Annotated in this window: 20 protein-coding genes; 14 read left to right on the top strand and 6 right to left on the bottom strand. The window is 72.0% G+C overall.

What is annotated here, in order from left to right; translation table 11 throughout:
* Positions 1-112 precede the first annotated feature (112 nt).
* Positions 113-1,570: a hypothetical protein gene (locus ACN9MP_RS17520; protein WP_426322312.1), complete on the bottom strand. Its 1,458-nt coding sequence runs from the start codon at positions 1,568-1,570 to the stop codon at positions 113-115.
* An 83-nt stretch (positions 1,571-1,653) separates the two neighbouring features.
* A complete protein-coding gene (locus tag ACN9MP_RS17515; protein WP_426322310.1) occupies positions 1,654-2,931 on the bottom strand; it encodes an ROK family protein in 1,278 nt (425 codons plus the stop codon).
* A gap of 105 nt (positions 2,932-3,036) precedes the next feature.
* Here ACN9MP_RS17515 and ACN9MP_RS17510 point away from each other — a divergent pair, with 105 nt between their 5' ends.
* The 10 genes from ACN9MP_RS17510 (at position 3,037) to ACN9MP_RS17465 (ending at position 14,509) form a co-directional block, all read left to right on the top strand.
* Positions 3,037-4,068, top strand: a complete 1,032-nt coding sequence (locus ACN9MP_RS17510) for a Gfo/Idh/MocA family protein (protein ID WP_426322309.1) — start codon at positions 3,037-3,039, stop codon at positions 4,066-4,068.
* Positions 4,065-4,847 carry a hypothetical protein gene (locus tag ACN9MP_RS17505; RefSeq protein WP_426322307.1) on the top strand — a complete coding sequence of 261 codons (783 nt, stop codon included), beginning with the start codon at positions 4,065-4,067 and terminating at the stop codon, positions 4,845-4,847. The genes ACN9MP_RS17510 and ACN9MP_RS17505 overlap by 4 nt, the downstream gene beginning before the upstream one ends.
* Before the next feature lie 104 nt (positions 4,848-4,951).
* A complete protein-coding gene (locus tag ACN9MP_RS17500; protein ID WP_426322305.1) occupies positions 4,952-5,971 on the top strand; it encodes a VOC family protein in 1,020 nt (339 codons plus the stop codon).
* 76 nt (positions 5,972-6,047) lie between these two features.
* Positions 6,048-7,028 (top strand): fumarylacetoacetate hydrolase family protein, encoded by a 981-nt coding sequence (locus ACN9MP_RS17495; RefSeq protein ID WP_426322304.1) that lies wholly within the window; start codon positions 6,048-6,050, stop codon positions 7,026-7,028.
* Entirely contained in the window at positions 7,025-8,023 is a 999-nt protein-coding gene (locus ACN9MP_RS17490; RefSeq protein ID WP_426322303.1) for a cyclase family protein, read from the top strand. Before ACN9MP_RS17495 ends, ACN9MP_RS17490 begins: the two co-directional genes overlap by 4 nt.
* Positions 8,024-8,061: 38 nt before the next feature.
* Positions 8,062-9,195: an FAD-dependent monooxygenase gene (locus ACN9MP_RS17485; RefSeq protein WP_426322301.1), complete on the top strand. Its 1,134-nt coding sequence runs from the start codon at positions 8,062-8,064 to the stop codon at positions 9,193-9,195.
* On the top strand, positions 9,192-10,196 hold the full coding sequence (locus tag ACN9MP_RS17480; protein ID WP_426322299.1) for an amidohydrolase family protein: 1,005 nt from the start codon (positions 9,192-9,194) through the stop codon (positions 10,194-10,196). Before ACN9MP_RS17485 ends, ACN9MP_RS17480 begins: the two co-directional genes overlap by 4 nt.
* Complete coding sequence (locus tag ACN9MP_RS17475; RefSeq protein WP_426322297.1) at positions 10,193-11,179, top strand: fumarylacetoacetate hydrolase family protein; 987 nt, start codon at positions 10,193-10,195, stop codon at positions 11,177-11,179. The genes ACN9MP_RS17480 and ACN9MP_RS17475 overlap by 4 nt, the downstream gene beginning before the upstream one ends.
* Before the next feature lie 223 nt (positions 11,180-11,402).
* Positions 11,403-12,896 carry an MFS transporter gene (locus ACN9MP_RS17470; RefSeq protein ID WP_426322295.1) on the top strand — a complete coding sequence of 498 codons (1,494 nt, stop codon included), beginning with the start codon at positions 11,403-11,405 and terminating at the stop codon, positions 12,894-12,896.
* A 17-nt stretch (positions 12,897-12,913) separates the two neighbouring features.
* Positions 12,914-14,509 (top strand): GMC oxidoreductase, encoded by a 1,596-nt coding sequence (locus ACN9MP_RS17465; protein ID WP_426322293.1) that lies wholly within the window; start codon positions 12,914-12,916, stop codon positions 14,507-14,509.
* A gap of 134 nt (positions 14,510-14,643) precedes the next feature.
* Here the strand turns inward: ACN9MP_RS17465 and ACN9MP_RS17460 are convergent, their stop codons facing one another.
* Together ACN9MP_RS17460 and ACN9MP_RS17455 are read right to left on the bottom strand one after the other, a co-directional pair.
* Positions 14,644-15,411: an SDR family NAD(P)-dependent oxidoreductase gene (locus ACN9MP_RS17460; RefSeq protein ID WP_426322291.1), complete on the bottom strand. Its 768-nt coding sequence runs from the start codon at positions 15,409-15,411 to the stop codon at positions 14,644-14,646.
* 321 nt (positions 15,412-15,732) lie between these two features.
* On the bottom strand, positions 15,733-17,133 hold the full coding sequence (locus ACN9MP_RS17455; RefSeq protein WP_426326100.1) for an MFS transporter: 1,401 nt from the start codon (positions 17,131-17,133) through the stop codon (positions 15,733-15,735).
* Positions 17,134-17,308: 175 nt separating this feature from the next.
* Here ACN9MP_RS17455 and ACN9MP_RS17450 point away from each other — a divergent pair, with 175 nt between their 5' ends.
* On the top strand, positions 17,309-18,022 hold the full coding sequence (locus ACN9MP_RS17450) for a GNAT family N-acetyltransferase (RefSeq protein WP_426322289.1): 714 nt from the start codon (positions 17,309-17,311) through the stop codon (positions 18,020-18,022).
* A gap of 93 nt (positions 18,023-18,115) precedes the next feature.
* Here ACN9MP_RS17450 and ACN9MP_RS17445 read toward each other — a convergent pair whose 3' ends face one another.
* Both ACN9MP_RS17445 and ACN9MP_RS17440 read right to left on the bottom strand, forming a co-directional pair.
* Positions 18,116-18,328, bottom strand: a complete 213-nt coding sequence (locus ACN9MP_RS17445; RefSeq protein ID WP_426322287.1) for a hypothetical protein — start codon at positions 18,326-18,328, stop codon at positions 18,116-18,118.
* A 2-nt stretch (positions 18,329-18,330) separates the two neighbouring features.
* Positions 18,331-18,513, bottom strand: a complete 183-nt coding sequence (locus tag ACN9MP_RS17440; RefSeq protein WP_426322285.1) for a hypothetical protein — start codon at positions 18,511-18,513, stop codon at positions 18,331-18,333.
* A 184-nt stretch (positions 18,514-18,697) separates the two neighbouring features.
* Between ACN9MP_RS17440 and ACN9MP_RS17435 the strand changes: the two genes are divergently transcribed.
* The 3 genes from ACN9MP_RS17435 to menC all read left to right on the top strand — a co-directional run bounded on the left by ACN9MP_RS17435 (position 18,698) and on the right by menC (position 21,333).
* On the top strand, positions 18,698-19,684 hold the full coding sequence (locus ACN9MP_RS17435) for a cyclase family protein (RefSeq protein ID WP_426322284.1): 987 nt from the start codon (positions 18,698-18,700) through the stop codon (positions 19,682-19,684).
* 186 nt (positions 19,685-19,870) lie between these two features.
* Entirely contained in the window at positions 19,871-20,035 is a 165-nt protein-coding gene (locus tag ACN9MP_RS17430) for a hypothetical protein (RefSeq protein WP_426322282.1), read from the top strand.
* A 164-nt stretch (positions 20,036-20,199) separates the two neighbouring features.
* Positions 20,200-21,333, top strand: coding sequence for an o-succinylbenzoate synthase (gene menC / locus ACN9MP_RS17425; RefSeq protein ID WP_426322280.1), 1,134 nt, complete (start codon positions 20,200-20,202; stop codon positions 21,331-21,333).

Genomic DNA, 21,333 nt, shown 5'->3' with positions numbered 1-21,333 from the left:
GCGCGCCCCGCGCCGCCCCCCGCCCGCCACAACGTCGGAGATCAGCACAACGTCGGAGTGCACGACCTGAGACATCCGACGAGGGGGCGATCTCCGACGTTGCGGTCGGCGGTCAGCCGGCGGGAACGGATGCCTCGGCCAGCGCGCGACGGGCCAGGTCGAGGTGAGCGCGGGTCATCGTCGCGGAGTCGGCGTCGAGCCACTCGTGACCGCCCCACTCGCTGGTGAGGGTCCCGGTGAAGCCGCTGCGGCGCAGCGCGCCGCCGATGTCCGCGATGGGCCGGGACACCCGGCCGTCGGCGTCGTCGAGGTCCCAGAACTTGAGGTGCACGCCGGCGGTGAGCGGGAGGAGAGGCTCGAGGTCCCGGACCTCGGACCGCCCGAAGCGCACCAGCAGGTTCATGAAGAGGGTGTGCACGGGCGGGGGCACCCGTCCCTCACGGAGCGCCGAGAGCACCGCGGCATGAGTCTCGGGCGCCCGCCACTCGTGCTCCAGCCGGCGCACGAGCGGCTCCTCGACGCCGCCCGCGCGGAGCTGCTCCAGGTACGTCGGCGGCAGCGACGGCATCAGCATGCTGATGTCGATCAGCACACGGATGCGCGGGTCGGCGAGGTCTTCCAGCAGGGCGAGGTTCGCGGCCACAGCGGGACTGTCCAGAGTCTGCTGGCCCTGGATCTCCTCGAAGAGGATCACGCCTAGCTCTGCCAGCACCGGCTGCACGAGACGCAGCAGCTCGGGCCCGGCCTGACCGAACGGCACGCGGACGCCCCGGGCGCCCAGCCGGGAGGCGGCCCGCAGCTGCGGCTCGAGGAAGCGGAGCCGCTCGGCCGCAGTGCGCCGGCGGGCCGGCAGCGCCCAGTCGTCCAGACTGGCTCCGACGATCGTCACGGCGCCGCCGACGGCGGCGAGCCGCTCGGCCAGGCGGTCGACCTCGGCGCTCGCCGGTTCGGGGAAGGTGCGCCACACCTGACCGGCCTCGATCTCCAGCGTCCGGCTCACGCCCTCCGTCACGACTGCGACGGCGATGTCCTCCGCGGTGCGCGCGGCGCGGATGACCTCCGGCGTCCAGTTGAACGCGCTCGCCGAAAGGGTCCAGGCATCCGGCAGACCCGTGATCTCGTCCGGGCGCGGAGGGGCGGCATCCGCGTTCCCCGTCGCTGCCCCGTCGATCCGGGGCGTCTCGACGGACGCGGCCGCCTGGAGGGCGAGGGTGCGCTCGACGCGGAACGGCAGGGTGAGGGGCCCGTCGGGGCCGGCCGGCAGGTACGGGACGGCGAGCGTGAACGAGAGGGCGACGTCGTGGGGGCCCGGGGACAGGGTGCGAGCCGCGCGCAGCTCGAGACGATCCTGGATGAACCACCAGCCGGTCTCCCGCGACAGGTAGGCGCGAGCCACTTCGCGCCGGTCGGCGAGGACGGCGTCGACGATCACCGGTTCGCCGTCGATCCGCACCGCGATGCCGGTGACCGCGGCAAGCGGCATCGAGCGGATCCACGGCAGACTGACCCGCAAGCTGAAGCCGGTCTCGGTCGCGATCATCGCGTCGTCCAGCAGTATCGGCAACGTCATCGGTCCCGCTTCCTGTCGCTCACCGGGGATCCCGGCTTCAGACAGGAAGCTACAGTCTTTTGTTGGTTTTCGTAAGAAGATTCTCAGGCGACCGCGTCGAGAGTGCCGTGGATGGCCTCGATCGTCGGCCGGCCGACCCCGAACCACCGCGGAAAGCTGACGTCGAACAGCTGCTCGCGCACCATCTCGGCGCCGCCGCGCAGCGGCTCCCGCCTGTCGCTGACCGACGTCGCGATCGTCAGATCCCGCGTCGCGAGCGGAATCGACAGCTCGTAGACGCGCTGACGCACCTCCGCCAGCAGCAGCTCGCCCGCGCCGGCCATGGCGCCCCCGATCACGATGACGGACGGGTTGAACATGTTGACGAGCGCGGCGATCGACTCCCCGACGACACGGGCCGAGCGCTGCACGAGCCGGATGGCCAGGGCGTCGCCATCCTCCGCCGCGCTCGAGATCCGCTCCGGCGTGAGCTCCTCCCCGTCGGCGACGGCGACGGCGAGGGCTCCCGTCGCGCCCGCCTCGATCTCGGCGAGCGCATCGCGGATGAGCGCCCAGCCGCCGGCGACCGCTTCGAGGCAGCCGATCTTGCCGCAGCGGCAGAGAACGTCGGAGTCGCGCACGCGCACATGCCCGATGTCTCCCGCGGCTCCATTGGCGCCGCGATGGATGTGGCCGTGAGAGAGCAGTCCGGCCCCGATGCCGGAGCCCATCTTGCAGTAGATGAGGTCGAGGGTGTCGTCGCCGCGTCTCGCCCGCTCGCCGAAGGTGAGCAGGTTGACGTCGTTGTCGACCCACACCGGAACGTCGTAGCGCTGCTCGAACCGGCGACGCACGTCGAAGCCGTTCCATCCGGGCATGATGGGCGGTGCCACCGGGCGGCCGCTCTCGAAGTCCACCGGGCCGGGAACCCCGACGCCGATGCCCCACACCGGCACATCCGGTGTGCGGGCCAGGACCTCGTCGATCATGCTGAGGGCCTTGTCGAGCGTCTCGGCCGGCCCGCGGGCGATGTCCCACGCCTCGTGCGACTGCTCGATCACATCGCCGTCGAGGAGCGCGACGCCCACGTGGATGTGCAAGGCGCCGAGGGCGCACACGACGATGCGGCCCGCCTCACCGCGGAACCGCAGCGTGCGGGGGGCGCGACCGCCCGAAGACGGCCCGAACTCGCCATCGGCGAGGTAGCCCATCTCGATCGCATGGTCGACGCGCTGCGTCACCACGCCGCGCCCGAGGCCCGTGACGCGGCCGATCTCGGGCCGGGTCGCGGCCTCGCCCGTGCGGACCATGTTGACGATCCGCAACAGGCTCGTCATCTCGTCGGTCTGCGCGCCGAAGCGCAAGGTGGACTGCGTGGCCATGGTCGATTCTTGCATAACCTCGTGCAGGCTGAACCGATTTCACCCCATCTATAGTTCGAGAGTCCCATACTTAGGTACACTTCTAGCAAAAGTAGGAGGTCGACGATGACCCATCGCGTCGGAGTGATCGGGGCCGGCCCCGGCGTTGCCGCACTGCATCTCCCGACACTGGCTCGCCTGAGCGACGTGTTCGCGGTGACCCACATCGCCGACGCGGGCAGCGGCCGGGCCGCCTCGCTCGCCGCTCGGATCGGAGCACGCTCGTCGACCGGCGCCGGCGAGGTCCTCGCCGACCCCGACGTCGACGTGGTCGCGATCTGCAGTCCGCCCGAGGAGCACGCCGGCCAGATCCTCGCCGCGGTCGCGGCGGGCAAGCGGGCCGTCTTCTGCGAGAAGCCCCTCGCCACGAACATGGCCGACGCCGGGCGGGCCGTCGACGCGTGCCGCGAAGCGGGGGTCGCGCTGATCGTCGGGACGAACCACTACTTCGACCCCGCCTGGGGGCGTGCCCGCCATCACCTCTCGGCGTCGGGCGGACCTGTCGTCTCGATCTCGGTGACGCTCGCCCTTCCCCCGAACGGCCGCTACCACGACGTGGTGACCGAGATGTCGGCGCCCTTCGCGGCGCGCACTGCGCCGGACCTCTCGCGCCCCGAGATCGCTGCCGGCGTCGTCCGTGCACTGCTCACCGGCCTCGCCATCCACGACCTCCCTCTCGTCCGCGACCTCGCGCCGCGCTTGGAGCACGTCTCCTTCGCCCGCGCGCTGGCTCCCATCGGGTTCGCCGTCGGGTTCGTCGCGAGCGGCGTGCCGGTCCAGTTCACGACCGTCATGCTGCCCGGGGGCGCCGACGCGCTGTGGCGGATGACGGTCACCACGACTCGCGACCGGCTCGACGTGACGTTCCCGCCCGCCTTCGTGCACGCGGGAAGCGCCGGCGTCCGCGTGCTCCTCGCCGACGGCCGCGACACGTCCTACGACCGGTCGGCCGACGACGGCTATGTCGCCGAATGGCGTGCGCTCGCGGAGCTCATCGACGGCGGCATGCCCGTGGAATACGACGAGCTCCTCGACGACGTGCGGTACGCCACCGAGCTGGCGGACCGGTCCGCCAAGCTCGCGGAGGTTCCGGCGTGACCGTCGCGGTGTTCACCATGCTCGCGTCCTATCGCGTCGCCGCGGCCGAGCTGCCCGAAAGCGTGCGGCTGGTGGCCGATCCTTCCGACGCGGTGGTCGCGATCGGCGGCGAGGGATGGACGGATGCCGCGGAGCGGGCGATCCGCGCCGGCGCTGCCGCCGTGGTCGTCAGGCACCCCGGCGCCGCACCCGCGGACGGTCTCGCGAGGCTCGAGGATCTCGGCATCCCGATCGTGCTCCAGCGTCCGCTGGTGCGCGCCGACGCGGTGCTCGCGGCCCGCGCGGCGGTCGACGAGGCCGGGCCGTTCGCGGCGGCGGTCGTGGAGTGCCATGCCCCCGCCGGGGCGCTGCGGGGGGCGCTCCGCGACGCGGTCGCGTGGGCGCGCGTCTTCGTCGGCGACGAGCTGCGCGCGACGGTCTCGTCGTTCGACGGCGCTCCCGCCCGGAACCGAGGGCTCGCCCTGCTCGAGGCATCCGGCGGCGCGTCCGTCTCGCTCATCGCGGCCGCCAGCCACGGCGCGCCGCCGCTCGGACGCGTGCGGGCCACCCGACTGGGCGAGCGCCTGGTGGAGTTCGACGGCGACGAGCACCGGCAGCGCTTCGAGGTCGGCGACGCGGCGGGCCACCGTGTGCTCCCGCGTCTGTTCGAGGCGCCCGAGCGCGTCGCGCTGCGGCGCGCCGCAGCGGCGTTCGCCGCCGGCGGGCCGACCGACGATGTCGCGGGGTTCGCGCGGGACGACGCCGTCGCCCTGGCGATCACGGCCGCCCTTGTTGCATAAACGTCGTCGATCCGAGAGATAGGCGATATGGCATTCCCGGATATGCCTGACTCCGACGAAAGTGGAATGCGGGATCACCCGCCAGCCTTCCGAAAGGGTCGATGATGATCAAGCTCCTCTCCCACCTCTCCTACGTGGAGATCACGTCACCGGATGTCGAGGCATCCGTCGACTTCTACGTCAACCAGGTCGGCCTCACGGTCGTCGACCGCGTCGACGGCGCCGTCTACCTCCGCTGCTGGGGCGACTACTACGCGTACAGCGTCGTCGTCGTGCCGGGCGACGAGCCCTCTCTCGTGACCGCCGCCTGGCGCACGTCCAGCCCCGAGGCGCTGGAGGAGGCCGCCAAGCGCGTCGAGGCCGCCGGCGTCCAGGGCGAGTGGGTCGACGTGCACAAGATCGGCCGCGCGTACCGCTTCACCGGCCCGTGGGGTCACACGCTGACCCTCCACTGGGACGTCACCCGCCACCACGACACCGAAGGCGACGCCGCGTCGATCTACCCCGACCGCCCCTCGCGCCGCAGCAAGGTCGCCGGAGCCCCGCGCCAGCTCGACCACGTCACGATCGCGACCAGCGACGTCGACGCGTTCGTCCAGTGGTACGTCGAGGTGCTGGGCTTCCGCTTCATGGCGCGCACCCAGCTCGACGAGGCGCCCATCTCGGTCTTCTCGGTGCTCACCACGAACGAGAAGTCGCACGACCTGGGAGTGGTGCTCGACGGCTCGACCCGCGCCGGCCGCGTCAACCACTACGCCTTCTGGGTCGACACCCGCGAGGAGCTGCTCATCGCGGCCGACGTGCTCGGCGAGAACGGCTATCCGATCGAGTACGGCCCCTCGATCCACGGCATCGGCGAGCAGAACTTCCTCTACTACCGCGAGCCTTCGAGCCTGCGCATCGAGCTCAACACCGGCGGGTACCGCAACTACGTGCCCGACTGGGAGGCCAACACGTGGAAGCCGTCGCAGGGGTCGAACAACTTCTACCGCAACAGCGCGATGCCGATGTCGATGACGGAGTCGTTCCCGCCCGCCGACGGGCCGTCCGCGACGGAGGAGGGTGTTCCCGAGGAGATCAAGGACGCCCTGCTGAACCCGTACGCGAAGCACGGCCAGGGCTGACAGGCTCGAGGGTGGGGGCGCAGATCCTGCGCCTCCACCCTCGCACCACGTTCCGAACCACGGATCTGGAGAGAACATGACGACGACGTCAGACGGACTGACCGCCCCCTTCGCCCTCGCACGCTTCCGCGACGGCGATTCCGTGCGCGTGGGGCTGGTGGCGGGCGACCGCATCCGCGCGGTCACCGACGACGACCTCGGCGCGCCCGGCCTGAACGCCTTCCTCGCCGACGCCGACTGGGACCGTCTGGCCACGATCGCCGAGACCGACGGCGACGGGTGGATGCCGCTGACGGACGTCGTCCTCACGGCTCCGGTCGAGCCGCGCCAGGTGCTGCAGGCAGGCGCCAACTACCGCACGCACGTCGTGCAGCTGATCATGGCCGGCCTCACCAAGGGCGGCGAGGCGGGGCTGTCCGCCGACGAGGTGCGGGCCAAGGCGGAGAGCATCATGGACGCGCGCGCCGCGAGCGGGCGCCCCTTCATCTTCCTGGGCCTGCCGCAGTGCGTCGTCGGCGACGACGTGCCGCTCGTGCTGCCGGACTACAGCGAGACGCACGACTGGGAGCTCGAGCTCGCCGTCGTGATCGGCCGCGAGGCCTTCCGCGTCGACGCCGAGCACGCGCTCGACCATGTCGCCGGGTACACCATCGTCAACGACATCACGACGCGCGACCGCGTCTTCCCGCCCGACGTCGGCGACATCGGCGCCGACTGGTTCCGCTCCAAGAACGCTCCGGGGTTCCTCCCCACCGGGCCCTTCCTCGTGCCGTCGACCTCCGTCGACCCGAGCGACCTGTCGGTGAAGCTCGAGCTCAACGGCGACGTGATGCAGGACGCCACGACCGCCGAGCTCGTCTTCGATGTCCAGACGCTCGTCGCCGCCGCATCCCAGACGCTCCCGCTCCTGCCGGGCGACCTCCTGCTCACGGGGAGCCCCGCCGGCAACGGCCAGCACTGGAAGCGGTACCTGCGCGACGGCGACGTGATGACCGGCTCGATCGCGGGGCTCGGCACCCAGGTCGTCCGCTGCGTCGCGGAAGGGCCGGCGTCATGACCCACCCGAGCGAGGATCCCGCCGGCCTCGACCGCCAGAACCCCGAGGGCGAGATCGCCGCCCGCGCAGAGGCGTTCCGCAACTGGGGACGCTGGGGCGAGGACGACGTGCTCGGCACCCTCAACTTCATCGACCACGCGAAGCGGATCGAGGCCGCCGCACTCGTGCGCAGCGGCGAGGTCGTCTCACTGGCCCAGTCGTTCGACACCGACGGCCCGCAGAAGGGCTGGCGGCGGCGCACCAACCCGGTGCACACCATGACCGACACCGGCACCGACGCGGAGCGCGGCAATCAGGGCTTCCCGCACGGCATCGGCGGCGCCGACGACGTGATCGCCATGCCCCTGCAGTGCTCCACGCAGTGGGACGGGCTCGGCCACATCTTCGACCACGGCAACGCCTGGAACGGCCGCCGCGCCGGCGACGTCGTCACCAGCGACGGCGACCTCGTCACGGGCATCGAGCACGCGGCATCCGTCATCGTCTCGCGCGGCGTCCTGCTCGATGTGGGCCGGTACGTCTCGCCCGAGACCGGCGAGCTCGCCGACGGCTACGCCATCACCGTCGCCGACCTCGAGGCGACCATCGCGGCGCAGGGCGAATCCAGCCGCGTCGGCCGCGGTGACATCGTGCTCGTGCGCACCGGGCAGTACGCCCGCACGCGTCGCGACGGGTGGGGCGACTACGCCGGCGGGCCGGCACCCGGCCTGTCGCTCACGACCGCCGCGTGGCTGCACCGCACCGAGATCGCCGCGATCGCCACCGACACGTGGGGGTTCGAGGTGCGCCCGAACGAGTTCGACGTGCCCGCGTTCCAGCCCCTGCACCAGGTGGTCATCCCCAACCTGGGGCTGACCATCGGCGAGATGTGGAACCTCGACGCGCTCGCCGACGCCTGCGCGGGTCGCGGAGCGTACGACTTCCTGCTCTCGGCGGCGCCGCTGCCGATCACCGGGGCGGTCGGCTCGCCGATCAACCCGGTCGCCATCCTCTAACGACTTTCATCCACGAACCAGAACAGGGAGGTTCTGACATGACCGCAGTCAGCAAGGTCGCCATCGCCGGAAGCGGGGTCGCCGGTCTCGCCGCCGCCATTCAGCTCGCGAAGGCCGGCGTCCAGGTGGACGTCTTCGAGGCGAAGCCCGAACTCAGCGCGCTCGGGTCGGGCATCTCGCTTCAGGGCAACGCCCTGCGGGTGTTCGACGCCCTCGGCGCGTGGGACGACATCCGCGCCGCCGGTTTCGCCTTCGAGGGCCTGAATCTGCGCGCCCCGGGTCCTGGCGCACCGATCGTCGCGGAGCTGCCCGACCTCAAGACCGGCGGGCCCGACTATCCGTCGAGCATGGGGATCCCGCGCCCGGACCTCGCCCGCATCCTGCTCGACCACGCGCTCAAGGCCGGCGCCCACGTCCACTTCGGCAAGCGGGTCACCGGGGTCGACCAGACCGACGACGCCGTCGAGGTCTTCGTCGACGAGGACTCCGCTGGAACCTACGATCTGGTCATCGGCGCCGACGGCCTCAACTCCGCCGTCCGCGAGATGATCGGCATCGGCACCAAGCCGGAGCCGACCGGCATGGGCATCTGGCGTGCGTTCGTCTCCCGGCCCGACGACGTGAACAGCACGGAGCTCTACTACGGCGGTCCGGTGTACATCGCGGGATACACGCCGACCGGCGACGACAGCATGTACGCCTTCCTCGTCGAGAAGGCGCAGGACCGCTTCGGGGTGTCGGACGAGGAGGCCGCCCGCATCATGCGGGAGGAGTCCCTCGCGTACGACGGGCCGTGGAACTCGATCCGCGCCGACCTCGAGAACGGCGCGCACGCGAACTACACCTGGTTCACGAAGCACCTGGTCGAGGGGGCCTGGAACCGGGGACGCGTCGTCATCATCGGCGACGCCGCCCACTCCTGCCCGCCCACGATCGCCCAGGGTGCGGCACAGGGGCTGGAGGACGCCCTCGTCCTCACCGAGCTGCTCGTGCAGCGCGACACCCTCGACCAGCAGCTGTGGGACGACTTCATCGCGCGCCGGCTGCCGCGGGCGAAGGCGGTGGTCGAGGCATCCGTCCAGCTCGGCCAGTGGCAGCTCGACGGCGTCCGCGACGCGGATATGGGCGGCCTCATGTTCGGTCTCGCACAGATGACGGCGCAGCCGGCATGACCACGGACGTCCACGCGCACCTCCTCCTGCCCGGGCTGCACGACGAGGTCGCCCGCCGTGCGCCCGAGCTGGTCGCCGAGGCGGCGGACCTCGAACGCCGCCGCAACGGTGTCGAGAGCCTCCAGGCCTCCGGAGCCATGGTCGGCGCCCGCATCCCGAAGCTCACCGACGCCGGTGCGCGCCTCGCGGCGATGGACGCACAGGGCGTCGATCGGCAGTGGGTCAGCGTCTCTCCGAACCACTTCTACCCGTGGGCACCGGAGGGGCTCGCCGTGTGGGTCGCGGGCGAGACCAACCGGCTGATCGCCGAGCACGTCGCCCGGGCGCCCGAGCGCCTGACGGGACTCGGGGTCGTGCCGCTGCAGCACCCCGGCCGGATCGTGGAGTACCTCGACGACGCCGTGCTCGGCCGCGGGCTCGCAGGAGTGGAGATCTCCTCCTTCGCCGGCGACGTCGAGTTGTCGGACGAGCGTCTCGAGCCCTTCTGGGCGCGGGCGGCCGAGCTCGGCTGCGTGGTGTTCCTGCACCCGTTCGGCTGCAGCCTCGACGAGCGGCTCGATCGGTTCTACCTGTCCAACACCGTCGGGCAGCCGACGGAGAACGCGGTCGCCCTGTCGCACCTCATCTTCGCGGGGGTGCTCGACCGGCACCCCGACCTGAAGATCGTGGCCGCGCACGGCGGCGGATACCTGCCCTTCGCGATCGGCCGCTCCGACCGGGCATGGCACGTTCGGCCCGAAGCGCGCCGCTGCGCGCACGCGCCGTCGACCTACCTGCGCAAGCTGTGGTTCGACACAGTCGTGCACGACCCGGTGGCGCTGCGGCACCTGGTCGAGGCGGCCGGGGGCTCCCGGGTGCTGCTCGGCAGCGACTTCCCGTTCGACATGGGACTCGACGACCCGGTGTCGTTCGTGCGCGGCGCCGAGCTGCCGCCCGAGATCACCGAGCGCATCCTCGCCGGCAATGCCGAGGACCTGCTCCAGACGCGGGTGAACGCGTGAGGATCGCGCGCTGGGTGCGCACCGGTGAGGGGGAGGCGCCGGCCGCCGAGCCGGTCGAGGGGTTCGTCGTCGGCGACCGCGTCGTGCCCTTCGCCGAGGGCGAGAGCGTCGCCCGGATCCTCGCCGGGGGACTGGATGCCGCGCACGCCGCGTTCGCGCGGATCGACGGGGCGCGCGGCACATCGGCCTCGGACGTGCGCCTGCTGGCGCCGCTGGTTCCGGCATCTGTCCGCGACTTCGTGGCCTTCGAGGAGCACGTCGAGGGTGTCAGTGCCGGCGTCGAGGGCAAGAGCTTCGTCGCGCCCGAGTGGTACCAGGCTCCGACGTTCTACTTCACCAACCCGCACACGATCCTCGGGCCCGGCGACACCCTCCGCCCGCCCGTCACCGAACGGCTCGACTTCGAGCTGGAGGTCGCCGTCGTCGTGGGGGGAGAGCCGGGTGTCAACCTCGACGCCGAGGGCGCAGCATCCCGCATCTTCGGCTACACGATCATGAACGACTGGTCGGCACGCGACCTCCAGGGCCGCGAGATGAAGGTGCGTCTGGGGCCCGCCAAGGGCAAGGACTTCGGCACCGCCCTCGGGCCCTGGATCGTCACGGCCGACGAGCTCGCACCGTTCGTCGACGCCGACGGCTTCCTCGCCGTTCGCGCCGAGGTGCGGGTCAACGGCGACCTGATCGGCGAAGACCTCGTCTCGAACATGGGGTGGCCGTTCCCCGAGCTGGTGGCGTACGCGTCGCGGAACTCACGGGTCGTCGCGGGCGACGTGCTCGGCAGCGGCACTGTCGGAAACGGCGGATGCCTCGGCGAGCTGTGGGGCCGCAACGGCGGGCTCGTGCCGCCGCCGCTGCGCACGGGCGACGAGGTGCGCATGACCGTCGAGGGGATCGGCGAGCTCGTCGGTCTCGTGGGGGAGCCCGTGGAGGCGCCGGATCTGCCGCCCGCGCGCCCGCGCCCGCGCGCCCGGCAGCGCAGCTGAGGAGATCTGTACAGGAGAGGTGCTTTCGCCCTCAGGCGTCCTCTCGTGCGCAGATCTCCGCTCGACGGAGGGCGCGCGCCCGAACACTTATGTTGATTTCTCACCAAAGATTGGCTAGAATCGACGGTGACGTCGGGGCCACGAGGCCCGTTCCCTGCGGCGAAGCCGCCCCAGGGGCACACCCCGTCGCGTCGATCGCCCGGTCGTACGGGCCTGAACGCGTATGAGCTTGTCACCGTGGAGGCTCCGCCTCCTCATCGTCTCCCTCCTCACTGTGGCGATCCTCGGAGCCCTCGACCACACCATCGTCTCCACCTCTCTCGCCACCGTCGCGGGGGAGCTCGGCGCCCTCGCCCAGATGGGGTGGGTGGTCGTCGGCTACACCCTCGCGAGCACCGTGCTGCTGCCGGTCATCGGCAAGCTCGGCGACGCCGTCGGCCCGCGCGGGGTGTTCCTCGTCTCCCTCGTGCTCTTCCTGGTCGCATCGCTCGCATGCGGTTTCGCGCACGACATGGCGCAGCTCATCGGCGCCCGGGTCGTGCAGGGCATGAGCTCGGCGGGCCTCCACCTCATGTCGCAGACGATCGTCGCGCGGGTGACCACGCCCCGCGAGCGCCCGCGGTACATGGCGATCATCGGCGCCGCGTTCCCGGTCGCCATCCTGGTGGGCCCCGTGCTCGGCGGCCTGATCACGGACTACTGGGGCTGGCCGTGGGTGTTCTGGATCAACATCCCGTTCGGCGTCGCCGCGCTCCTGCTCGCACTCGTCGCGGTGCCCAAGCTCGCCGGGTTCGGCCGCCGGCGCTTCGACGTCGCGGGGGCCGTCTCGTTCGCGATCGCGATGGTCTCGCTCGTGCTCGCGGTCACCTGGATCGGCGATTCCGCGCGGGCGGCAGCATCCGTCGTCGCCTTCCTGGTCGCGGCGATCGCGTTCGCCGCATTCTTCCTCGTGGAGCTGCGCGCCCCCGAGCCGCTGGTGCCGCTGCGGCTGTTCGCGAACCGCACGATCGCCGCCGGCACGGCGCTGTCGGCGATCATCGGCATCGGCCTGTTCTCGGTGACGGCCTATCTGCCCACCTATGTGCAGATGGCGTACCGCACGAGCGCGACGGTCTCGGGTCTCATCCCCATCGCGACGGTGTTCGGGATGCTGGTGTCGAACCTCGCGACCGGGTGGCTCGTGAGCCGCACCGGCCACTACCGCGTCTACTGCATCTCGGGCACCGCGCTCGCCGCGTCGGGACTCTTCGCGATGGCCCTGCTGCCCGTCGGCCTGCCGCTGTGGGTCCCGATGATCCTCATGGCGGTCGTCGGCATCGGCACCGGCGCGTTCATGAGCCTCGTCATCGCCGTCGTGCAGAGCGCCGCGCCGCGCCGCGACACCGGGAGCATGACCGCCACCGTGAACCTGGTGCGCCAGGTCGGGTCGACCGTCGCCACGGCGATCATCGGCGGTGTCATCGGGTCGGGGGTGGCGGCGCTCCTGCCGGCGTCGCTCGACGCCTCGGCGCTCACGCCCCAGTTCGTGCACGGAGCGTCCGCCGCCGTGCAGACGCAGGTCGCCGAGATCTACAGCGGCGTCTTCGCCCCCGTGTTCCTGGCGCTCGCCGTCACCTACGCCGCCGGCATCGTCGCCGCGGTCCTCCTTCCCGCCGGACGGCTCTCGGACGAGGCCGAGCACGCCCCCGCACCCAGCTCCGAACCGCTCACCGCGTGAGCAGAAGAGGTACTCCCATGTCGCACAACCCCACCGTCGCCATCGTCGGCTCCGGGCCGATCGGCTCCGCCTACGCCCGCGTCATCCTCGAGTCGAGCCCCGACGCCCGCGTCGTCATGTTCGAGGCCGGGCCGCAGCTCACCGCCGTGCCCGGCGAGAGCGTCCGCAACATCGCGGACCCGGATGCGAAGGCGCGCGCCCGCGAGATGTCGCAGGGCCCGCAGTCCGGCGAGTTCCGTGAGAGCCTCGGCATTCCGGCCGGCGTCGTCGTCGAGGGCATGTTCACCGCGCGCCAGGGCACGCACCTCCTGGACTTCGGCGGCCCGGGCTCGGCACACGCGCCCACCTTCCCGGCGGTCGCGGCGGCGACCAACGTCGGCGGCCAGGGCGCGCACTGGACGTGCGCGATCCCTCGCCCGGCCTTCAGCGAGAAGGTGGACTTCATCGACGACGCCGAGTGGGACGATCTCATCTCGGTCGCCGAGGGCCTGCTGCACGCGCAGAGCGCGGCGTTCTCGGACTCGCCGATCGGCTCAGCCATCCGCACCCTGCTCGACCGGGAGTTCGGCGCCGAGCTGCCGCCGGGCTACGGAGTGGGAACCCTGCCCGTCGCCGGCGATCCGCAGCCCGACGGATCCATGGTGTGGGCAGGCGCGAACACGGTCCTCGGACCTCTCATCGAGGAGGGAACCCCCGAGTCGGCGCGGTTCGAGCTGCGCGACCTCACGCTGGTGCGGCGGGTCGAGCACGACGGCGGCGAGGTCACCGGCGTCACGATCGAGGATCTGCGCACCAAGGAGGTCTCGTTCTTCCCCGCCGACGTCGTCGTCGTGGCCGCCGACGCGTTCCGCTCTCCGCAGCTGCTGTGGGCCAGCGGCATCCGCCCCCGCGCCCTCGGGCGCTACCTCACCGAGCACCACGTCGTCATCACGACGGTCGCCCTCGACGAAGAGCGCATGAGCGCGCTCATCTCGCAGGACGAGTTCGAGGCCGAGCTCGCACGCCGCGCCCAGAACGCCGCCGACCCGGTCGCGGCCGTCAACCGAATCCCGTTCTCGGAGCCCGACCACCCGTACTCGCTGCAGGTGATGTACGCCGAGAACCCGCCGTTCCCGCTCGACCCCTCGCACCCCGCGGCGGGCAACCGGTGGGGCTACGTGAACATGGGGTACGGGGTGCGCAAGCACCCGCGCGTCGAAGACGGCGTCACGTTCGACGACGCCGAACTCGACTACCGCGGGTTCCCGAACATGACGATCGAGTACGCGCTGACCGACGCCGAGCAGCCCGAGATCGACGAGGCAACCGCGCGCGTCCGCCGGGCCGGCGCCGCTCTCGGCGCCTTCGTCGCCGAGCCGCGGCTGCTGCCGAACGGCTCGAGCCTGCACTACATGGGCACCATGCGCATGGGGCCGGCCGACGACGGCACGTCGGTCGCCGACCCCTGGTCGCGCGTGTGGGGGTACGACAACCTCGTCGTCGGCGGCAACGCCCTCATCCCCACCGCCAACACCATGAACCCGACCCTCATGAGCGTCGCGATCGCCGTGCGCGGGGCGCGGCGCGTGGTCGAGCAGCTCGCCGGCGCCCGGGCCGAGGAGGTCGTACGGTAACTGCGTCGACCCCGGGCTGTCCTGCATCACGCGGGCGATCGCCCTGCAGAACTCCACTGATCGGGTGGGGCAGCACGCGAGGAACCGGTGCCTCGAGCGCCGCACTCTCGAATCCGTGGAGTTCTGCGGACGGGTCACGCGCCGGCGATGCGGTCGGCCATGAACTTGGCGCCGGCCGACGACGTCGCACCCCCGTCGACCGGGATCTCGGCGCCGGTGAGGTACGACGCCGCGTCCGACAGCAGGAAGGCGACGGCCTCGGCGACCTCGTCCGCCCGCCCGAGCCGCTCCAGCGGGGTCAGGGCGAGCTGCGCGGCCCGCATGGCCTCCGGCGCGTTCGCGGTCATCGGCGTCTCGATGAAGCCGGGATGGACGACATTGACACGGATGCCGCGTGGCCCGAGCTCGGTCGCCGCGACATGGGTGAGTCCCCGCAGGCCCCATTTCGACGTCGTGTACGCCACGGGGTAGTGCGCGTTGAGCGCGGCCGACGAACCGATGTTGACGATCGACGAGCCCCGTCCCATGAGCGGGGCGAGCGCCTGGATGCCGAGCATCGGGCCGGTGAGGTTGACCGCGAGCACGCGATCCCAGTCCCCGCGTTCGACCACGCCCAGCCGTGCGCGATGCGTGATGCCGGCGTTGTTCACCAGCCCACGCAGAGGCTCGCCGTCCAGCACGTCGGCCAGGTGGGCGGCGAGAGCGGTCCAGTCGGCCTCGTCCGACACGTCGAGCCGCCGATAATCGACGCCGAGCGTCGGTGCTGCCGCAGCATCCGTCACATCCGTCGCAATGACGTGCGCTCCGGCGGCCGCGAGCACGCGCGCCTCGGCCGCACCCTGGCCGCCTCCCGCCCCGGTGACGACGATCGTGCGCCCCTCCAGCCCCGGATACCTGGTCATGAACGCGACGCTAGCCCGGCGGGTGCCGACCGTGAACCGGCATCCGCTGATGCCGCGCATCGGAATCCCCGAACCCGAACCCGCGCCGGCGCCGCGCGCGACGTCGGCCGGGGGTCGCACTCCTCCGAGTCAGCGAGCTGCGCGCGCAGCCTGGAAGGCGCACGGTCGCTCCGGGCACTCGGCGCGAACGGACCCCGCGCCTCAGCCGCAGCACGGGCTGGACCGACGCGAGCAGCGCGAGGCCGCACCCGGTGCGACGCGGGCGGGGCGGGCGGGGCGGGGCGGGCTCCAGGGTCCGGGCGCTCAGGGCCGCTGCCTGCGTCACTCGGGGAGGGACGGATGCCGCTCCTCTGGCGCGCGACGCCGCGGAATGAACAGCGCGACGAGGAGTGCGACCAGCGCCGCCCCGCCGCCGAGGAGGAACGAGATGTGGAACGCGGCCGGCCCGGGCACCGTGACCCCGTCGACATCGACGGCGAAGGTGGCGAGCACGGCGCCCACGACTGCGGCGGCCGTGCTCGTGCCGAGCGAGCGGAACAGCGCGTTGAGTCCGTTCGACGCGCCCGTCTCGGACTGCGGTACGGAGCGCATGATGAGCATCGGCATGGCCGCGTACCCGAAGCCGATGCCGAAGCCGATGCCGATGTTCGCCACGAGGATCTGCCACACCTCGCCGGAGAAGAGGAGCGTGAAGCCGTACGTGACGACGAGCGCGATCGCGCCGACGACGAGGAGGAGCTTCGGGCCGACGGTACGCGCGAGCCGCCCCGAGAAGGGAGACAGCACCATCATCACGAGGCCGGCCGGCATGACGACGAGGCTGGCGGCCACGAGCGACAGCCCGAACCCGCCCGCCGCGGCGGGCAGCTCGAGCATCTGCGGATAGACCACGTTCGACGCGAAGAGCGAGAAGCCGAAGGCGATGGACGCCAGGTTGGTGAGCAGCACCGGGCGCCGCGCCGCGACGCGGAGGTCGAGCAGCGGGTCGCCGATGCGCAGCTCGTACCATCCCCACAGCAGCAGCACGAGGATGCCGCCGATCCCGGACGCCAGCACCGGCGGGGAGGTCCAGCCCCACTCATTGCCGCGCGACACCGCGAGCAGCACACCGAGAAGGCCGACGGCGAGGCCGGCTGTGCCGACGAAGTCGAAGCGCCCTCCCGTCCGCAGCGCGCTCACCGGCACGATCCAGAGCACCAGGCCGAAGACGACCACGCCGAGACCCGCCGAGACCCAGAAGAGCACGTGCCAGTCGCTGCGCTCGGTGATGAGCGCGCTGATGGGGAGGCCGAGCGCTCCGCCCACGCCGAGCGTCGCGCTGATCAGCGCGATGGCGGAATCGACGCGATCCTCGTGCAGCACGTCGCGCAGGATCGAGATGCCGAGCGGGACGACGCCCGTGACCGCACCCTGCAGCGTGCGGCCGATGATCACGCCGACGATGCCGGTCGATGCCGCCGCGATGACCGAGCCCACGACGAGCGCGGCCAGCAGCACGAGCACGATCCGCCGCTTGCCATACATGTCGCCGAGGCGCCCGGCGATCGGCGTCGTGACGGCGGCCGCCAGGAGCGTCGACGTCACGACCCACGCGGTGTCGTCCCGGCTCGCGTCGAGCAGCTCGGGCAGCTTGGACTGGATGGGCACGACCAGCGTGAACATGAACGACGACGCCAGCCCCGCGATCGCCAGCACGGTGACGATGGCGCCCTGGCGAGGCATCCGGGTGAGTCGTCTTCTCGCGTCGTCGTCACCCGTACCCATCGCTTCAGGCTATCGGGGCCAGGCGGCCCGGGCTCCGCGCGGTCACTCGCCTTCCCCTGTCGCGAAGTGCCGTGCCCGCCGGCAGGTCGTGACAGGTGAGCAGCAAGGATCGGCGGAGGTGCAGACTGGGCACATGGCCGAGACCCCGACGCCGCCAGGCATCGACATCCGCCCGCTCGACACCGTCGACGCGGTCCACCTCGCGTCCGCCGTGCTGGCCGAGGTGTGGGGCGGCGATCGCGGCGGCATGCCGCCGAACCTGCTGCGGGCCCTCGCGCACTCCGGCAACTACGCAGTGGGCCTGTACGAGGGCGAGCGCATGGTCGGAGCATCCGTCGCCTTCTTCGGCGCCCCCGCGGAGCGCTCGATGCACAGCCACATCACCGGCGTGCTGCCCGACCACCAGTCCCAGGGGCTCGGCCGCGTGCTCAAGCGGCACCAGCAGGAGTGGGCCCTCGCACGCGACGTCGGGCGCATCACCTGGACGTTCGACCCGCTGGTCGCCCGCAACGCGCACTTCAACCTGAGGGTGCTCGGCACCCGCGTGACCGAGTACCTCGTGAACCACTACGGGCCCATGGACGACGGCGTCAACCGCGGTGACGAGACCGACCGCATCATGGTGTCGTGGGCGCTCGCCGCCCCGCCGGTGCCGACGCCCGGCGACGAGCAGGTGGTCGCGTCGGTCGAGATCCCGCACGACATCGAGACGATGCGCCGCGAAGCGCCGGCGGATGCTGCGGCCTGGCGCCGGCGCGTGCGCGAGGGCGTGCTCGCGAACGTCGCCGACGGCCTCGCGATCGGTGGGTTCGACGACGAGCGCGGGTATCTCTTCGTCCGGCCGTGACGTCTGCTCGCGCGGTCTGCTGGCCGCCCCGAGCCGTGGGCTCGCGCGGTGGGGATGGATGTCGCGTCCCGGCGCCGGCGGCGGGAGCTCGTGCTACTCGCCGGGGTCCTTCGTGGGATCGCCGGGGCGCACGTCGGCGTCATCGCGGATGTCGATGCGGGTGACGCCCTCGCGATGGGTGACGTCGATGCGCGGGTCGGCGTCGGACTCGACGGCGTTGGGCGCCGACGTCAGCTGATCGCGCCGCTTCTCCTCGTCCGTCATGCCCGTGTCGTCGGTCCGGTCCGGTGTGTCGTTCACGCTCATCGTCAGCCCTTCCGCCGGTCGTCGCTCGTCAGGTCGGAGCCCGCCTGCGGGCCCATGTGCAGCATCCCGCCGTCCACGCTCCGGCCGACGTCCAGGTCGGCGAGGGCGATGGCGATCGCCTGCCCGATGCCCGAGTCCGAGGCGGTCACGATGGCACGCCGCGGTGTGAAGTCGAAGGTCTCCATGCCCCGACGCTACGGACGACGCCCCAGGGTACGCACGGGGTTGCGCGTGCTGCGGGCGTGCTCTAGGAAGTGACCCGCGCAACAGAGGAGATCTGCGGCACAGAGGAGAGAACGGCAGAAATCGTCCGCTGGTGCGCATTTCTCCGCCGGTATGCCTGCCGGGCGCAGCTCTAGGCTGACCGGCATGCCGACCTCTCCCGCGCAGTACCGCGCCCACTTCGACTTCGACATCCGCTTCGCCAACGGCGGCGGGCTCGCGGGCACGGGGTTCCGGCTCGACCTCCCGTCAGCGGACGCGACCCAGGAGGAGGTCGCGCGCCTGCTGGTGACGCACCTCGGCCTGGCGCTCGTGGACGAGGTGGAGGTCCGCGGCCTGCGCATCGTCGAGGAGCCGCACCGCGGCTCGCGCGGGGTGGAGACGCCGCCGCCGGCCGGCGCGGCCGCCACACGCGTGGTAGATCTCAGCCACCCGATCCGAGCGGGCCTCGTGACCTACCCCGGCCTCCCCGCGCCGACGATCACGCCGCACCTCACGCGCGAGGACTCGCGTGCCCGCTACGCGCCCGGCACCGAGTTCGCGATGGACGTCATCCACATGATCGGCAACACCGGCACGTACCTCGACTCCCCGTTCCACCGCTATGCCGACGGGGCCGACCTGGCGGGGCTCGACCTGTCGTCACTCGTCGGGCTCCGCGCCGAGGTCTTCCACCTGGAGGACGCGTGGGATGCCGCGCCCCGGCCTGCTCACACGGGAGCCGATCCGGCGGCCTCGCGCCGCGGCATCCGTCCGGAGACTCTCGCCGATCGCGATGTGCGCGGCGCTGCCGTGCTGCTGCACACCGGATGGGACCGCTGGTTCGGCCGGCCCGAGTACGGCGCCGGTGCCCCCTATCTCACCGGGGAGGCGGCGCAGTGGCTGATCGACGCCGGCGCGGTGCTCGTCGGCATCGACTCGGTGAACATCGACGACGCCGACCCTTCGACGGGCGCGGGAGGCGGCGAGCGGCCCGCGCACTCGCTGCTCCTCGGAGCCGGTGTGCACGTCGTCGAGCACCTGACGAACCTCGGCGCGCTGCCGGCGCGCGGGGCGCGCTTCACGGCTGCCCCGCCGGCCGTCGAGGGTTTCGGCACGTTCCCCGTGCGTGCGTTCGCGGAGGTCCCTGCCTGACCCGCCGAGCGTGAGCCTCGTCGGGTCGTCCCTTCCGGTCGCTTCGGCGGCGAGATGCGACCCGACGGGCCGACTCGGCGAAGGGACAGGATGCCGCGACCCGTCGCCACGCGCCGGGCGACCGGTGAGCGGACGTATCAGCGGGCGCCGCCGCCGCTCCTCTCAGGCGAACGAGGAGAAGAAGCAATGCGAGAGAACATCGAGATCCTGATCGTCGCACTCGGCGACGCCATGCGCGGAGCGGCCCAGCACGCCGCCACGAGTGAGCCGCGTCGCCGTCGGCCCCGCGTGGCCCGGTCGACCTACATCCCCGTCCGCCGCGACCTCGCGAGCCCGCGCTTCGCCCACTGAGCCGGGCGCCCTTCTGCTGCGCGGCCGGGCAGAAGCCGCGGCATCCGCTCTCCTGATCAGGAGATCTGGCGTGCGCAGGAGGACCTCGCCGCCAAGCTCCTGCCTCCGCCAGATCTCCTGACCTCGGCCGGAGCGCCTCGACGGGCCGGGCGTACGCTGAGGCCATGCCCATCGTCCGACCCGCGGCATCCGTCGTCCTCGAAGGCTTCGAGCTGCGGGTGCTGCACCTGCCGCTGGTCTCACCGTTCACCACGTCGTTCGGCACCGAGACGGTGCGCGAGGTCATCGTCGCCCGCGCCCTGACCGCCGACGGCGAGGGGTGGGGTGAGATCGTCACGCAGGCCGACCCGCTGTACTCCAGCGAGTACACGCAGGGCGCGTGGGACGTCGCCCTGCGATTCCTGATCCCGGCGCTGCTGGACCGCGCGACGCTCGCCCCGCACGAGATCGCCGGCGTCCTCGAGCCCTTCAAGGGCCACCGCATGGCCAAGGCGGGCCTCGAGCTCGCAGTGATCGACGCCGCGCTGCGCGCCGAGGGCCGCAGCTTCGGCGAGTACCTCGGCGCCGAGCGCGAGCGCGTGCCCAGCGGGGTGTCGGTCGGCATCCAGCGCGACCCGGCGGCACTGGTCGAGACGGTGCGCGGGTATCTCGACGAGGGGTACGTGCGCATCAAGATCAAGATCAAGCCCGGGCGCGACGTCGGCGATACGGCCGCCGTGCGGGATGCCTTCGGCGCCATCCCGCTGCAGGTCGACGCGAACTCGGCCTTCACGATGGCGGATGCCGACACCCTCGCCGAGCTCGACCGCTTCGACCTGCTCCTCATCGAGCAGCCGCTGCAGGAGGACGACCTCGTCGACCATGCGGCCCTCGCCCGGCGCCTGCGGACGCCCGTCTGCCTGGACGAGTCCATCGTGTCGGACAAGGCGGCCGCCGACGCGCTGGCGCTGGGTTCGGCATCCGTCATCAACATCAAGGCCGGCCGGGTCGGCGGCTACCTCGAAGCCGTGCGCATCCACGACCGGTGCCGGGACGCCGGCGTGCCGGTGTGGTGCGGCGGCATGCTCGAGACGGGGATCGGCCGCGCGGCCAACGCCGCGCTTGCCGCGCTTCCCGGCTTCACGTTGCCCGGCGACGTCTCGGCGTCGAGCCGCTTCTACGCGCGCGACGTCGTCACCGAGCCCGCCGTGCTCGAAGAGGGCCACGTGCGCGTGCCTCTCGGTCACGGACTCGGCGTCGACATCGATCCCGTTGCGCTCGAGGACTTCACCGTCGTCCGCGAGACGCTGACCCGGTGA

The organism is Microbacterium sp. E-13, assembly GCF_049912955.1.
Lineage (GTDB): Bacteria > Actinomycetota > Actinomycetes > Actinomycetales > Microbacteriaceae > Microbacterium.
The sequence above is the reverse complement of the archived record's forward strand: the minus strand, read 5'-3'. Positions and strand labels throughout refer to the sequence as shown.

Excerpts from the sequence above, each read along its gene's own strand:
- ACN9MP_RS17520 (WP_426322312.1), bottom strand. The coding sequence starts at position 1,570 with ATGACGTTGCCGATACTGCTGGACGACGCGATGATCGCGACCGAGACC.
- ACN9MP_RS17515 (WP_426322310.1), bottom strand. The coding sequence starts at position 2,931 with ATGGCCACGCAGTCCACCTTGCGCTTCGGCGCGCAGACCGACGAGATG.
- ACN9MP_RS17510 (WP_426322309.1), top strand. The coding sequence starts at position 3,037 with ATGACCCATCGCGTCGGAGTGATCGGGGCCGGCCCCGGCGTTGCCGCA.
- ACN9MP_RS17500 (WP_426322305.1), top strand. The coding sequence starts at position 4,952 with ATGATCAAGCTCCTCTCCCACCTCTCCTACGTGGAGATCACGTCACCG.
- ACN9MP_RS17495 (WP_426322304.1), top strand. The coding sequence starts at position 6,048 with ATGACGACGACGTCAGACGGACTGACCGCCCCCTTCGCCCTCGCACGC.
- ACN9MP_RS17490 (WP_426322303.1), top strand. The coding sequence starts at position 7,025 with ATGACCCACCCGAGCGAGGATCCCGCCGGCCTCGACCGCCAGAACCCC.
- ACN9MP_RS17485 (WP_426322301.1), top strand. The coding sequence starts at position 8,062 with ATGACCGCAGTCAGCAAGGTCGCCATCGCCGGAAGCGGGGTCGCCGGT.
- ACN9MP_RS17480 (WP_426322299.1), top strand. The coding sequence starts at position 9,192 with ATGACCACGGACGTCCACGCGCACCTCCTCCTGCCCGGGCTGCACGAC.
- ACN9MP_RS17470 (WP_426322295.1), top strand. The coding sequence starts at position 11,403 with ATGAGCTTGTCACCGTGGAGGCTCCGCCTCCTCATCGTCTCCCTCCTC.
- ACN9MP_RS17465 (WP_426322293.1), top strand. The coding sequence starts at position 12,914 with ATGTCGCACAACCCCACCGTCGCCATCGTCGGCTCCGGGCCGATCGGC.
- ACN9MP_RS17460 (WP_426322291.1), bottom strand. The coding sequence starts at position 15,411 with ATGACCAGGTATCCGGGGCTGGAGGGGCGCACGATCGTCGTCACCGGG.
- ACN9MP_RS17455 (WP_426326100.1), bottom strand. The coding sequence starts at position 17,133 with ATGCCTCGCCAGGGCGCCATCGTCACCGTGCTGGCGATCGCGGGGCTG.
- ACN9MP_RS17450 (WP_426322289.1), top strand. The coding sequence starts at position 17,309 with ATGGCCGAGACCCCGACGCCGCCAGGCATCGACATCCGCCCGCTCGAC.
- ACN9MP_RS17445 (WP_426322287.1), bottom strand. The coding sequence starts at position 18,328 with ATGAGCGTGAACGACACACCGGACCGGACCGACGACACGGGCATGACG.
- ACN9MP_RS17440 (WP_426322285.1), bottom strand. The coding sequence starts at position 18,513 with ATGGAGACCTTCGACTTCACACCGCGGCGTGCCATCGTGACCGCCTCG.
- ACN9MP_RS17435 (WP_426322284.1), top strand. The coding sequence starts at position 18,698 with ATGCCGACCTCTCCCGCGCAGTACCGCGCCCACTTCGACTTCGACATC.
- ACN9MP_RS17430 (WP_426322282.1), top strand. The coding sequence starts at position 19,871 with ATGCGAGAGAACATCGAGATCCTGATCGTCGCACTCGGCGACGCCATG.
- menC (WP_426322280.1), top strand. The coding sequence starts at position 20,200 with ATGCCCATCGTCCGACCCGCGGCATCCGTCGTCCTCGAAGGCTTCGAG.